Source organism: Streptomyces sp. NBC_00271 (assembly GCF_036178845.1).
GTDB lineage: Bacteria > Actinomycetota > Actinomycetes > Streptomycetales > Streptomycetaceae > Streptomyces.
This window is the reverse complement of sequence record NZ_CP108070.1, coordinates 6,059,675-6,073,607: the sequence shown is the minus strand read 5'-3', so window position 1 is coordinate 6,073,607 and position 13,933 is coordinate 6,059,675. Positions and strand designations below refer to the sequence as shown.

Genomic DNA, 13,933 nt, shown 5'->3' with positions numbered 1-13,933 from the left:
CCGTGGGCGACCACTCTCCGTAAGATGCTCGACGTGGTTCGCGACAGCGAACCGCCGTATTTGGGGAAGCGATGGGGAGACGCAATGGACGCTGCACAGCAGGAAGCAACCGCAAGAGCCCAAGAGCTGCAGCGGAACTGGTACGGGGAGCCACTGGGGGCGCTCTTCCGTAGGCTCATAGAGGATCTGGGCCTCAACCAGGCGCGTCTTGCCGGGGTGCTGGGACTTTCCGCGCCCATGCTGTCGCAGCTGATGAGCGGTCAGCGTGCCAAGATCGGCAATCCGGCGGTGGTCCAGCGCGTGCAGCTGTTGCAGGACCTGGCGGGGCAGGTCGCGGACGGCAGCGTCAGCGCCGCCGAGGCGACCGAGCGCATGGACGAGATCAAGAAGTCGCAAGGGGGCTCGGTGCTCAGCAACACCACACAGTCGACGAGCAGTTCAGGTGCGCCCACGGTGAAGCGGGTGGTCCGCGAGATCCAGTCGCTGCTGCGCTCCGTGGCAGCCGCGGGGGACATCATCGACGCGGCCGACACCCTCGCCCCGACCCACCCGGAACTGGCAGAGTTCCTCCGGGTGTACGGCGCCGGCCGCACCTCCGACGCGGTCGCGCACTACCAGTCGCACCAGAACTGAGCCGACGGCCCGGACGCCGCACACCCGGCGCCGGGGGCTCAGGACGCCCTCCGGCTCCGCACCTCGGGCCGCCGGGCGTCTCAACGGGGGGCCTGCGCCGGACCGACCGCCGAAGGGGAGCGACGCACGACCATGGGTGAGGTCTTCGCCGGACGCTACGAACTGGTCGACCCGATCGGCCACGGGGGAGTCGGTGCGGTCTGGCGCGCCTGGGACCAACGGCGGCGCCGTTATGTGGCCGCCAAGGTGCTCCAGCAGAGCGACGCGCACGCGCTGCTGCGCTTCGTGCGGGAGCAGGCGCTGCGGATCGATCATCCACATGTGCTCGCGCCCGCCAGCTGGGCCGCCGACGACGACAAGGTCCTGTTCACCATGGACCTGGTGGCCGGGGGCTCCCTGGTCCACCTGGTCAACGACTACGGCCCGCTGCCGCCCCCGTTCGTCTGCACCCTGCTCGACCAGCTCCTCTCGGGAGTCGCCGCGGTACACGCGGAGAGCGTCGTGCACCGTGACATCAAGCCCGCCAACATCCTGCTCGAAGCGACCGGTACGGCCCGTCCACGGCTGCGGCTGTCCGACTTCGGCATCGCGATGCGACTGGGTGAGCCACGGCTGACCGAGACCAACTACGTGGTCGGAACGCCCGGTTACTTCGCTCCCGAGCAGATGATGGGCGCCGAGCCGGACTTCCCCGCCGATCTGTTCGCCGTCGGGCTGGTCGCCCTCTACCTGCTCGAAGGGGCCAGACCCGATGCCAAGGCCCTGATCGAGTACTTCGCGGAGAACGGCACACCGGCCGCTCCCCAGAGCATCCCCGAACCGCTGTGGCAGGTCGTGGCCACGCTGCTGCAGCCGGACCCGCGGGCACGGTTCCGCACCGCGACCGGGGCACGCAAGGCGCTGGCCTCGGCCGCCGAGCTGCTGCCCGAGCCCGGCCCCGACGACGAGCTGGTCGAGGTCTTCGACCAACTCGGTCCGCTTCCACCGGGGTTCGGCCCGGAAGGGCCGCTCAGGGCGACCACGGCACGCACCGCGGAGAACGCGGCTTCGTGGTCCGGCTCTGCCTCCGACACCGGCACCGGGACCGGCCCCGAGCCCGCGACCGGCTCCAGCACCACTTCTGGCACGGCGTCCGGCGCTGCCTCCGGCACCGGTTCCGGCCCCCACGACTCGAGGCCGTGGCGTCACGATTCCGGGGCGCTGTCCGGGGAGCCCGTCTCCGGTGCCGCGTGGGCGGATCGTTCCTCCGGGGGCGTACGACACGAGGCCGCCCCCGCCGCCGTACGACACGAGCCCGCTCCCGGCGCCGCACTTCCCCGCCCCGCCCCGGGCGCCGCGCCACCGCACCCCGCTCCCGGCGCCACACCACCGCACCCCGTTCCCGACGCCACACCCCCGCAGCCGTCCACGATGTCGGACACCGGCAGCTTCCACCTGCCGCCACCGCAGCCACGGCCCCAGTCCTTGTGGCAGCACGATCAGCCGCCCACTCCCCCCACCTCGGTCGTGCTGCCGGTGCCGGCCCCCACCCATGCCCTGCCGTTCGACCACACGCCCGTGCAGCCGCCCTCCCTCGTGCGGCCCGCGGATCCGACCGCCGCGACGCGTCAGCACGCGCAGCCCCGCCCCGGACCGCCCGCGAAGGTGGCCGTCCCGGTGCTGCTCCTCGCGCTGGCCTGTTTCGCGGTGGGCTTCTGGGCGCTGACCCAGATCTGAGCTCCGGTGCCCGTAGGCCCTGTCCCCCTTGACGGGCCTACCAGCCGCGCGGCGTCGCCCGCCGTCGTGCGGCCAGCGTCCACAGCCCGAGCGCCAGCACCAGGACGGTCCCGGTGCCGATACCGCCCACGGCGACCAGCTTCATGGTGGTGGCGTCGTCGCTCCCGCCGCTTCCGGCAGGCGCCATCCCACCCGTGGCCGGCACGGAGTCACCGGTCGCGGAGTCGAACACGTCCTGCGGTACGGCCCGCCCCGCGTACGCCGGGCCGGTCTGCGCGGCGCCGTCCACCCGTACGCGCAAGGTCAGTCCGAACGGCCCGTCGCCGAACTTGTCGGCGACCTGCGCCGCGAGGTGTACGACGAGGTAGTACGAACCGGCGAACCGCATGCCGCTGGTCCGGTTGTTGAAGGCGTAGCGGTTGTCGTACTCGACGGGCGGCAGCGGATCCAGAGCGGCCGACCGCTGGCTGCCGTCGTATCCCGCGCCCACGTCGGTGACGAGTCCGCGCACGGGGTTGTAGAGGGACATGACGAGAGCCGTGCCCATGGATCCCTCACCGCCGCTCGAACTGCCGAGTTCGGCGGTGGCGTGGAACTGCTGTCCCCAGTCGACCGGCACCTTGTAGAAGAGCGTCTGCGCGGGGCTGATCCCGTCCTTCCAGACTCCCTGTTCGAGGGCGCCGGCCGTGGTGAACCCCGCGCCGCCCCGGCGTGGCCGTGCGTCCCCCTGGAGGGCCTCGGGCGAGGCGGAGTTCCAGGTCTCGGGGGCACTGGTCGAACCCGCCTTCTTCAAGCGGGGTTCCGACACATAGCTCAGTTCGAGGTCCCAGGCGTCGGGGGAGGAGGGCGGGGAGGCCGGGGAGACGGGTGCCGAGGTGCGCTCGACGACCACGTAGTACGTTCCGGCCGCCTGGCAGGCGTACTTGCCGGGGCCTATCTCGCGCGACGCCCAGGCGGTGATGGGGTGGGGGCTCTGGGAGGCGCCGAAGTGGGCGGTCGTGGAGGAGGAGCAGCTGCTGCTGTTGCCGTCCTGTACGGAGACCTTGACGCCGTCGGAGTAGGCGACCTCGGCGCCGGGCCTGGGGACTGCGGTGGCGGCGATGTACGCGTTGGAGGTGGCGTCGAGCTCCAGGCGGTAGTAGAGCTTGCCGTCCTTGCCGAGGGAACTGCGGTACGTCCCGCCGCGCTCCAGCCGTACGGCGTCCGTGGTGCCCGTGGCTCCCCGGACCGTCGTGGCGTCCTGGGCGAAGGCGTACGGCTTCGGTGTACCGGTCTCGGCTGCCGCGGCGGGCCGTCCGGGCAGGGCCGCCGTCGCGCACAAGACCGTTGCCACGATCGCGAGCGGCCGACCGCCGTGCCACCATGCCGTGCGCCGCCCCATCACGCGCCACCCCTCGTCGTCGCCCCGGACCGTGGCCCATCCTGCCCCGCCGGTCACGGGGTCACCCCCGCTATCCGTACAAGCGGCCGAAACGACCCGCCCAAAGGCCGATGCCTTCGCCTACGCAATCAATTCGTTCACTGAAGCGAATTCAGGACGAGTCGGGGCAATACAAAACCCCGACCGCAAGGGCGGCCGGGGTCTGATCTGAGACTGGTGTCGATTCTCACGAACCCGTGGGCACGGAGTCAGTCGCCTCCGTCCACAGATCCTGCTCGGCGCGATCCGCCTGGATCTGGCGGTACACGAGGAGCCCGCCGATGGCGGCCAGTGCGACCAGGAGAAGCTTCTTCACCGCGCGACCTCGTCTTTCGTTGACGTAGGGGACCTCTGGCGCCCGACTATACACACCGACCGATATCGATCGGTGACCTGCATCGGCCGCCAACTGCCGCCCGGCGGAGAGCAGTAGGAGCGGATCCGGCCGCTCCGACCACGGTCGTATCGCAGGGTGATCACACCTCACATACAGCGACTTTCGGCACCCTCTCGTGCCTTCCGGGCACTTTTCCGCCCTCTTGCGTCCATCCGAGTGGTGTTGATCTGAACATCGACGCGCCACGGGCGTCGGTCCACCACTTCGCAGCCCGCATACACATCATGAGGAAAGTACGCAAATCGCCTGACCCGAAAGTGAGGGGCCATGACCCAGAACAAGGTCATGAAGCTGTGGACCGCCATCGTCACCGCCTTCGTCGCGCTGTGCACGGCGCTCGGTTTCATCACGACCACCGCGGCCGCGGCTGTACCGCAGGCCGAAGCGACGCGCAACAGCACGGTCTCCGCGACAGTACCGACGATCTCTCCCTGGGTCGGTCCACACAGCCGGGCCCTGCCCCCCACGATGAAGCAACGCATCCGCGCCGAGGCCCACGGCTCCTCACCGAGCTGCCGGCACCGCCCGCCGACCGAGGCCACCGAGGCCGACCTGGCCGATCTCGCGTCGCTCTACGCTCCTGACCCCCACACCGAGCCCGAGACCCGCCTGCAGCGCTGACAGACGCGGCTCCGCCCCATCCCCAGTCCCTCTCCCCCGACGTAGCGGCGAACTTGCGTACACCGCACTCACGGATCCGAAGGCCCGGCACCTCGAAAGAGCTGCCGGGACTTCGCCATGTCCGGCACCTCGCCCCGTCCCGCACACCAGCGCCGCTCGACAATCGTGCCGCTCGACAATCGTCAGGATCGCCTCCCGGTGGCCGCAGATCCGGCCCGTCCAGTGGCGTCCGTGTCGTGGTTCACGGCCACCAGTTCAGGGGCAGGCAGACCACGCCGTGGGCCTGCTGGGCGAGCCCGGCTCGCACTGAGAAGGACGCCTCCCTGGCGAACTCCACCGGCCGACCCGGTGCGGCGCTCCGCGCAATCATCGCTTTCCTGAGCCCGCACTGATGTCAGCCGTAGATGCCCAAAAACCCCCGGGTGTGATCACCCGGGGGTTTTTTGGTTGGTGGGGCTAACAGGATTTGAACCTGTGGCCTCATCCTTATCAGGGATGCGCTCTAACCAACTGAGCTATAGCCCCGCCGCGCTTTGCGGTGTGTGTCCCGCGCGCTGACCTCTGAAGATTAGCGCACGACGCGGCCAGTCCCAAAATCGGTATCCCAGGCCTCCTGGCCGAGCCCGACGAGCTGCTGTTACTCGTCCTCGGCGAGGGTCAGTTCAATACCGCCGACGAAGCCCGCGGAGAGGTTGTAGATGAACGAGCCGAGCGTCGCGAGCGCCGTGGCGAGCACGACGTCGATGACCGCGATGATCGACGTGAACATCAGGACGTGCGGCAGGGAGAGGAACGACTGCAGGTCGAAGCCGTTCGACTCGTTCGAACCCGTCGCCTCGGAGATCGTGCCGCCGACCGTCGAGAAGACGCCCATCGCGTCCAGGACCATCCACAACACCGCCGCCGCCACGATCGTGCAGATGCCGAGCGCGATGGAGAGCAGGAAGCTGACCTTCATCACCGACCAGGGGTCGGTCTTGGCCACCCGCAGCCGCGCCTTGCGGGTGCGGGGCGCGGTGCGCGCTCCGGTCCGCGGCCGGCGTACGGCGCCGGACGGCGTCTGAGCCGGGTACGCCTGCGGCGGGTGGTACGGCTGCGCGGGCTGCTGCGGCTGCCGTTCCCCCGGCAGCGCGGAGCCGGCCTCGGGTGCGGCCCCAGCAGGGGCCGCCGAAGCGGTCGAACCGGCCGAAGGAGCCCCCGGTGGGGCCGCCGCACCGGGCGCGGCCTTGGTCTTTGCCGGACCGGCCGCCGCCGGGCCCGCTCCGGCCGCGTACTGCTGGGCCTGCGGGCCTCGGGTGTCCGTCACAGTTCCCCCCTGGGATCCATGAGAGTCATGGGAGTCAGCCGCCTCCGCGGCGGAGCCACGGCCGCCGTCCGTATCCGTACCGGTCGATCCGGCGCCCGTGGCTCCGCTCACGATGACTCACTCCTCGCGCTACTCGGGCGAGGACTGCTCGCCCTCGTCCGTACCGACGGCCTCGACGCCCTCGGCGGTCTCGTCCTCGGCGATCTCGCCGTCGACTTCCTCCGCCTCGCGACCGGCCTCGGCGTTACGAGCGATGCCGACCACGGCATCGCGCTTGCCCAGGTTGATCAGTTGGACACCCATGGTGTCACGGCCCGTCTCCCTGACCTCGTTGACTCGCGTGCGAATCACACCGCCGGACAGGCTGATGGCGAGGATCTCGTCCGTCTCCTCGACCACCAGCGCGCCAACGAGGGACCCGCGGTCCTCGACGATCTTGGCGGCCTTGATACCGAGGCCACCACGACCCTGAACGCGGTACTCGTCAACGGCGGTCCGCTTCGCGTACCCGCCGTCCGTAGCAGTGAACACGAACGTACCGGGTCGAACAACATTCATCGAGAGCAGCTCGTCGCCCTCGCGGAAACTCATCCCCTTGACGCCCGAGGTCGCACGGCCCATGGGCCGCAGAGCGTCGTCCGTCGCCGTGAACCTGATCGACTGCGCCTTCTTACTGATCAGCAGCAGATCGTCCTCGGCCGATACGAGCTCGGCTCCGATCAGTTCGTCGTCGGAACCGTCCTCCGTCTCGCGCAGATTGATCGCGATGACACCGCCGGAGCGCGGGGAATCGTAATCCTTCAGAGGCGTCTTCTTCACGAGGCCGCCCTTGGTGGCCAGCACCAGATAAGGCACCGCCTCGTAGTCACGGATCGCGAGGATCTCGGCGATCGCCTCGTCCGGCTGGAAGGCCAGCAGGTTCGCGACGTGCTGTCCACGCGCGTCCCGCCCGGCGTCCGGGAGCTCGTACGCCTTCGCGCGGTAGACGCGGCCCTTGTTGGTGAAGAACAGCAGCCAGTGGTGCGTGGTCGACACGAAGAAGTGGTCGACGATGTCGTCCTGCTTCAGCTTCGCGCCGCGTACGCCCTTGCCGCCCCGCTTCTGCGAGCGGTAGTCCTCGGTCTTGGTCCGCTTGATGTAGCCGCCACGCGTGATGGTGACGACGATGTCCTCCTCGGCGATCAGGTCCTCGATGGACATGTCACCGTCGAAGGGCACCAGCTTGGAGCGACGGTCCTCGCCGAACTTGTCGACGATCGCCGCGAGTTCCTCGCTGATGATGGAGCGCTGGCGCTCCGGCGAGGCGAGGATCGCGTTGTACTCGGTGATCTTCGCCTGGAGCTCGTCGTGCTCCTGGATGATCTTCTGACGCTCCAGGGCGGCCAGTCGGCGCAGCTGCATCTCGAGGATGGCGTTGGCCTGGATCTCGTCGATCTCCAGGAGGCCCATCAGGCCCTCGCGCGCGATCTCGACGGTGTCACTGCGCCTGATCAGCGCGATGACCTCGTCGATGGCGTCCAGGGCCTTCAGGAGACCGCGCAGGATGTGCGCGCGCTCCTCGGCCTTGCGCAGCCTGAAGCGCGTACGACGGACGATGACCTCGATCTGGTGCGTCACCCAGTGGCGAATGAACGCGTCGAGCGACAGCGTGCGCGGAACGCCGTCCACCAGCGCCAGCATGTTGGCGCCGAAGTTCGACTGCAGATCGGTGTGCTTGTAGAGGTTGTTCAGGACGACCTTGGCGACCGCGTCGCGCTTCAGGACGATGACCAGCCGCTGGCCCGTACGGGACGAGGTCTCGTCGCGGACGTCCGCGATGCCGCCGACCTTGCCGTCCTTCACCAGGTCGGCGATCTTCTGCGCGAGGTTGTCGGGGTTGGTCTGGTAGGGGAGCTCGGTGACCACCAGGCACTGGCGGTTCTGGATCTCCTCGACCTCGACGACCGCGCGCATCGTGATGGAGCCACGGCCCGTGCGGTACGCCTCCTCGATGCCCTTTCGGCCCACTACAAGGGCGCCGGTCGGGAAATCGGGGCCCTTGATGCGCTCGATCAGGGCGTCGAGCAGCTCCTCGTGGCTGGCCTCGGGGTTCTCGAGGTACCACTGGGCGCCGGCCGCGACCTCACGGAGGTTGTGCGGCGGGATGTTGGTGGCCATGCCGACCGCGATGCCCGCCGAGCCGTTGATCAGCAGGTTCGGGAACCGGGCCGGCAGAACCGTCGGCTCCTGGTTGCGGCCGTCGTAGTTGTCCGTGAAGTCGACGGTCTCCTCGTCGATGTCACGGACCATCTCCATGGACAGCGGCGCCATCTTGCACTCGGTGTAGCGCATGGCGGCCGCGGGGTCGTTGCCCGGAGAGCCGAAGTTGCCGTTGGAGTCCACCAGCGGCATTCGCATGGACCACGGCTGCGCGAGGCGGACCAGCGCGTCGTAGATCGAGGAGTCACCGTGCGGGTGGTAGGTGCCCATGACGTCGCCGACGACGCGGGCGCACTTGTAGAAGCCCTTCTCGGGCCGGTAGCCGCCGTCGTACATGGCGTACAGGACGCGGCGGTGGACGGGCTTGAGGCCGTCCCGGACGTCGGGCAGCGCGCGCGACACGATGACGGACATCGCGTAGTCGAGATACGAGCGCTGCATCTCCGTCTCGAGCCCGACGGGCTCGACGCGCAGGGTGATCTCGCCGCCTTCTTCAGGCGTGCTGGGAGTGTTCTCGTCGGCCATTGCTGGTGAGGATCCTTTCTGCTGCGGTCAGCTGAGACCGACTCAGATGTCGAGGAAGCGGACGTCCTTGGCATTGCGCTGGATGAACGCGCGGCGGGCCTCGACGTCCTCGCCCATGAGGACCGAGAACAGGTCGTCGGCCTGGGCGGCGTCGTCGAGCGTGACCTGGCCGAGGACCCGGTGCTCTTGGTCCATGGTCGTGATCCGCAGCTCCTCGGCGTTCATCTCGCCGAGGCCCTTGAAGCGCTGGACCGAGTCGTCGCGGATGCGCTTGCCGGCCTGCTTGCCCAGCTCGATCAACGCGTCGCGCTCACGGTCCGAGTACGCGTACTCGAAGTCGTCCCGGCCCCACTTGATCTTGTACAGCGGGGGGCGCGACAGGAACACGTGCCCGGCCTCGACCAGCGGCCGCATGAAGCGGAACAGGAAGGTCAGCAGCAGGGTGTTGATGTGCTGGCCGTCGACGTCGGCGTCCGCCATCAGGATGATCTTGTGATAGCGGAGCTTCTCGATGTCGAAGTCCTCGTGGACCCCGGTGCCGAAGGCCGAGATCAGCGCCTGGATCTCCTGGTTCTGCAGGATCTTGTCGATCCGCGCCTTCTCGACGTTGAGGATCTTGCCTCGGATCGGGAGGATCGCCTGGTACTGCGGGTTGCGTCCGGACTTGGCCGAGCCGCCGGCGGAGTCACCCTCGACGATGAAGATCTCGCACTTGGTGGGGTCGTTCGACTGGCAGTCGGACAGCTTGCCCGGCAGGGACGCCGTCTCCAGGAGGCCCTTGCGGCGGGTGAGGTCGCGAGCCTTGCGGGCCGCCACGCGCGCGGTGGCCGCCTGGATGGACTTGCGGACGATGTCCGCGGCCTCGTTCGGGTTGCGGTCCAGCCAGTCGTTGAGGTGCTCGTAGACGGCCTTCTGGACGAAGGTCTTCGCCTCCGTGTTGCCCAGCTTGGTCTTCGTCTGGCCCTCGAACTGCGGCTCGCTCAGCTTGACCGAGATGATCGCGGTCAGACCCTCACGGATGTCGTCACCGGTGAGGTTGTCGTCCTTCTCGCGCAGCAGCTTCTTGTCGCGCGCGTACTTGTTGATCAGCGAGGTCAGCGCCGCACGGAAGCCCTCCTCGTGCGTACCGCCCTCGTGGGTGTGGATGATGTTGGCGAAGGAGTACACGCCCTCGCTGTAGCCGCTGTTCCACTGCATCGCGACCTCGAGGGACAGGCTCTTGTCCTTGTCCTCGGCCTCGAGATCGATGACGGTGGGGTGCACCACGTCTCCCTTGCGGGAGTTGAGGTACTTCACGAAGTCGACGATGCCGCCCTCGTAGTGGTACGTGACGGTCTTGACCTCGGCCTTCTCGTCCGCACCCGCCTCGTCCGCACCGGCCGTGGCCTTCGCCGACTCGCGCTCATCAGTGAGTTTGATCGTCAAACCCTTGTTGAGGAACGCCATCTCCTGGAAGCGCCGCGAGAGCGTCTCGAAGGAGTACTCGGTCGTCTCGAAGATGTCGCCGTCGGCCCAGAAGGTGACCGAGGTGCCGGTCTCGTCGGTGGCCTCGTGCTCGACGAGAGGGGCGGTCGGGACGCCCATCTTGTAGTCCTGCGTCCAGCGCCGTCCGTCGGTCTTGACCTCGACGGAGACCTTGCTCGACAGGGCGTTCACGACGGAGACGCCGACGCCGTGCAGACCACCGGAGACCGCGTAGCCGCCGCCGCCGAACTTACCGCCCGCGTGCAGGACCGTCAGCACGACCTCGAGGGCCGGCTTCCCTTCGGAGGGAACGATGCCCACGGGGATGCCGCGGCCGTTGTCCACGACGCGCACGCCGCCGTCGGCGAGGATCGTGATGTCGATCGTGTCCGCGTGGCCGGCCAGCGCCTCGTCGACGGAGTTGTCGACGACCTCGTACACGAGGTGGTGCAGTCCGCGCTCGCCGGTCGAGCCGATGTACATACCGGGTCGCTTGCGAACCGCGTCCAGACCCTCGAGGACGGTGATGGCGCTGGCGTCGTACGAGGCTGTGACCTCGCCGTTCGAGGTCGTGGCCTCGGCGTTGTCGCCGGCGTCGGTGGACGGGGTGTTCTCGTTGGGGTTGCCGGAATCGGCCACGAAGCGCCCTTTCTGGCACAGCACAAGCCAAGCTCGTCGGCGGGTTGCCGGAGCGGCTGCGGCACGTTGCGTTGGTAAGCCTTGATCAGCGTTGCTCAGCTTTTCCCGGACGGTCCCCGCAAGCGGGGCGGGATTAGCTTCCAGTCTACCGGTAGCGCCGACAGTGATGGGTGTTTGCCGGTACCTGAGTCCGCATGTGCCGCCCTGAACCGGTCTCTCCCGACTCCCCATATGTGGACCCGGGCTCAAAGAGGCTTACAGCGGCACTCAGCGCTTCCGGGTGTCAACCCTTGGCTACCGCGGAGTCAGGTCGGTGTTCGCAACCGCGTGCACTCCCGCGCAGGAGCCGGTCGATGTGGCCTCTGTCACCCGTAGGTGTCGCCGGGACCCGTGCTTCCAGGGGCGCGCAAGGGGCCGAAACGGCGCGCGGGACCGTTGGGGCCCTGCACCTTGATCAGTCGCACCGTGCCGTGCCCGAGGTCCTGGTTCAGCCGCGCGACCACCTGCGGGGCGAGCAGCCGCAACTGGGTGGCCCAGGCGGTCGAGTCGCACTGCACGCTCAGCACCCGCTCGTCCTCTTCGTACTTCTGCGGGACGCAGTGCTTGGCCAGGTCCTCGCCGACGATCTGCGGCCAGCGGCCCATCACACCGCCCACCGCGGCCGGGGTCTCCCAGCCGCGCTCGGTGAGCAGCCGGTTGATCGCGGCGCCGAGCGCCATCGGATCACGCCCGTCGGCGCGCGCGCCGGAGCGCAGGCCGCCGCGCCGCGCCTGCTTCTTCTGCTGCGCCGCGTCCCCCCGCGCGCGTGCCTGCTCCTTCGCCGCGCGCAACGCCACGCGCGCGAGGTCGACGCCGGAGTGCTCGGGGGTCTTCTTGGAGGCCGTTTCCGGGCCCTTTTCCGGAGCTCCCTCGGAGGCGGCCGATCCGCCGGGTGTGTTCTCCGTCATACCCGCTCCACCAGGCCCTCGGAGACGGCGTACCGCGTCCCCGTCAGTACGTCCGGTACGTCGTCGTCGACCGCGGCCGTCACCAGGACCTGCTCGCCGGGAGCGACGAGTTCGGCGAGGCGCTCTCTTCTGCGGCTGTCCAGCTCGGCGAAGACGTCGTCGAGGACCAGCACCGGTTCATTGCCCTCGGCCCTCAGGAGGTCGTACGAGGCCAGGCGCAGCGCCAGCGCGTACGACCAGGACTCGCCGTGCGAGGCGTATCCCTTGGCGGGCAGCTGGCCGAGTTTGAGGACCACATCGTCCCGATGGGGTCCTACGAGGGTCACGCCCCGCTCGATCTCCTGCTTGCGGACCTCGGCGAGCGCCGCCATCACCTGCTCGTACAGGTCCTCGCGGGTGTGTGCCTCGCCGGGCGCGGACGACTTGTACTCCAGGGCGACGGGTCCGCCGCCGGGGGCCAGCTGCTCGTACGCCTTGTCGGCCAGCGGCTGGATCGCGGCGACCAGGTCGAGCCGTTGGGCCAGCAGCTCGGCGCTCACGCGCGCGAGGTGCTGGTCCCACACGTCGAGCGTGGAGAGGTCCATGGTGCGGCCGCCGTGACGGCGGGCCAGCATGGCCGACTTCAGGAGGGTGTTGCGCTGCTTGAGGACCCGCTCGTAGTCGGAGCGGACGCCCGCCATCCGCGGGGAGCGGGCGGTGATCAGCTCGTCCAGGAAGCGGCGCCGCTCACCGGGGTCGCCCTTGATCAGCGCGAGATCCTCGGGCGCGAACAGCACGGTGCGCACGATGCCGAGCACATCACGGGGTCTGACCTGCGAGGACCTGTTGATGCGGGCGCGGTTGGCCCTGCCGGGGTTCAGCTCGAGCTCGATGAGTTGCTGGCGCTCGCCCTGGCGGACATTGGCCCGGATGATCGCCCGCTCGGCGCCCATGCGCACCAGCGGTGCGTCGGAGGAGACGCGGTGGCTGCCGAGGGTCGCGAGATAGCCGACCGCCTCGACCAGATTCGTCTTGCCCTGTCCGTTGGGGCCCACGAACGCGGTGACGCCCGGGTCGAGCGGGACCTCGACCCGGGCGTACGAGCGGAAGTCGGCCAGCGACAGGTGCGTGACGTGCATGGTCGTTCGCCGACCTCCCCCAGGGTTGTGGATCCACCGCCGTACGGCCTGTGGATCTGTGGATTACTTCGTCTCGACCGCGTGGCCGCCGAACTGGTTGCGCAGCGCCGCGACCATCTTCATCTGCGGCGAGTCCTCCTGCCGCGAGGCGAACCGCGCGAACAGCGACGCGGTGATCGCGGGCAGCGGCACCGCGTGGTCGATGGCGGCTTCCACCGTCCAGCGGCCCTCGCCGGAGTCCTGTGCGTAACCGCGCAGCTTCTCCAGGTGCTCGTCCTCGTCCAGGGCGTTCACCGCCAGATCCAGCAGCCAGGAACGGATGACCGTGCCTTCCTGCCAGGAGCGGAAGACCTCGCGCACGTCGGTGACGGAGTGGACCTTCTCCAGGAGCTCCCAGCCCTCGGCGTAGGCCTGCATCATGGCGTACTCGATGCCGTTGTGGACCATCTTGGAGAAGTGGCCCGCGCCGACCTTGCCGGCGTGCACCGCGCCGAAGTCGCCCTCCGGCTTGAGTGCCTCGAAGATCGGCTGCACCTTGGCGATGTTCTCGGCGTCGCCGCCGTACATCAGCGCATAGCCGTTCTCCAGGCCCCAGACGCCGCCGGAGACGCCGCAGTCGACGAAACCGATGCCCTTGGCCGCCAGCTCCTCCGCGTGCTTCTCGTCGTCCGTCCAGCGGGAGTTGCCGCCGTCCACGACGACGTCCCCGGGCTCCAGGAGCTCGCCGAGCTGGTCGACGGTGGACTGCGTGGCGGCACCGGCCGGGACCATCACCCACACCACGCGCGGACCCTTGAGCTTGCCCACAAGCTCTTCCAGGCTGTGGACGTCGGCGAGGTCCGGGTTGCGGTCGTATCCGATGACGGTGTGGCCTGCGCGGCGGATCCGCTCGCGCATGTTGCCGCCCATCTTGCCGAGGCCGACGAGACCGAGCTCCATCAGTTGTTC

The 13,933-nt window shown here is 69.0% G+C and carries 11 protein-coding genes and 1 tRNA gene; 3 read left to right on the top strand and 9 right to left on the bottom strand.

Annotation, left to right across the window (positions count from 1 at the left end; genetic code table 11):
- The first annotated feature begins 84 nt into the window (after positions 1–84).
- Both OG798_RS27705 and OG798_RS27700 read left to right on the top strand, forming a co-directional pair.
- Positions 85–633, top strand: a complete 549-nt coding sequence (locus OG798_RS27705) for a DNA-binding protein (protein WP_095853678.1) — start codon at positions 85–87, stop codon at positions 631–633.
- Positions 634–765: 132 nt separating this feature from the next.
- Positions 766–2,349: a serine/threonine-protein kinase gene (locus OG798_RS27700; RefSeq protein WP_328757866.1), complete on the top strand. Its 1,584-nt coding sequence runs from the start codon at positions 766–768 to the stop codon at positions 2,347–2,349.
- Between the two features lie 37 nt (positions 2,350–2,386).
- Here OG798_RS27700 and OG798_RS27695 read toward each other — a convergent pair whose 3' ends face one another.
- Positions 2,387–3,787 (bottom strand): hypothetical protein, encoded by a 1,401-nt coding sequence (locus OG798_RS27695; RefSeq protein ID WP_328757865.1) that lies wholly within the window; start codon positions 3,785–3,787, stop codon positions 2,387–2,389.
- Positions 3,788–3,956: 169 nt separating this feature from the next.
- Positions 3,957–4,085 carry a DLW-39 family protein gene (locus OG798_RS27690; RefSeq protein ID WP_003999697.1) on the bottom strand — a complete coding sequence of 43 codons (129 nt, stop codon included), beginning with the start codon at positions 4,083–4,085 and terminating at the stop codon, positions 3,957–3,959.
- Positions 4,086–4,433: 348 nt separating this feature from the next.
- On the opposite strand from OG798_RS27690, the gene OG798_RS27685 reads away from it, so the two are divergent.
- Positions 4,434–4,787, top strand: a complete 354-nt coding sequence (locus tag OG798_RS27685) for a DUF6344 domain-containing protein (protein ID WP_097225363.1) — start codon at positions 4,434–4,436, stop codon at positions 4,785–4,787.
- A 448-nt stretch (positions 4,788–5,235) separates the two neighbouring features.
- Here the strand turns inward: OG798_RS27685 and OG798_RS27680 are convergent.
- The 7 genes from OG798_RS27680 to gnd form a co-directional block, all read right to left on the bottom strand.
- Positions 5,236–5,312: transfer RNA gene (locus OG798_RS27680), tRNA-Ile, on the bottom strand.
- Positions 5,313–5,424: 112 nt separating this feature from the next.
- Positions 5,425–6,204, bottom strand: coding sequence for a DUF3566 domain-containing protein (locus tag OG798_RS27675; protein WP_328757864.1), 780 nt, complete (start codon positions 6,202–6,204; stop codon positions 5,425–5,427).
- 18 nt (positions 6,205–6,222) lie between these two features.
- Positions 6,223–8,817: a DNA gyrase subunit A gene (gyrA, locus tag OG798_RS27670; protein WP_095853683.1), complete on the bottom strand. Its 2,595-nt coding sequence runs from the start codon at positions 8,815–8,817 to the stop codon at positions 6,223–6,225.
- A 42-nt stretch (positions 8,818–8,859) separates the two neighbouring features.
- Positions 8,860–10,920, bottom strand: a complete 2,061-nt coding sequence (gene gyrB, locus OG798_RS27665) for a DNA topoisomerase (ATP-hydrolyzing) subunit B (RefSeq protein ID WP_177324351.1) — start codon at positions 10,918–10,920, stop codon at positions 8,860–8,862.
- A 365-nt stretch (positions 10,921–11,285) separates the two neighbouring features.
- Complete coding sequence (locus OG798_RS27660; protein WP_095853684.1) at positions 11,286–11,867, bottom strand: DUF721 domain-containing protein; 582 nt, start codon at positions 11,865–11,867, stop codon at positions 11,286–11,288.
- The gene (gene recF, locus OG798_RS27655; RefSeq protein ID WP_095853685.1) at positions 11,864–12,985 is read right to left on the bottom strand and encodes a DNA replication/repair protein RecF; all 1,122 of its coding nucleotides are present in this window, start codon (positions 12,983–12,985) and stop codon (positions 11,864–11,866) included. Before recF ends, OG798_RS27660 begins: the two co-directional genes overlap by 4 nt.
- Before the next feature lie 63 nt (positions 12,986–13,048).
- Positions 13,049–13,924: a phosphogluconate dehydrogenase (NAD(+)-dependent, decarboxylating) gene (gene gnd / locus OG798_RS27650; protein ID WP_067376663.1), complete on the bottom strand. Its 876-nt coding sequence runs from the start codon at positions 13,922–13,924 to the stop codon at positions 13,049–13,051.
- Between the last annotated feature and the right edge of the window lie 9 nt (positions 13,925–13,933).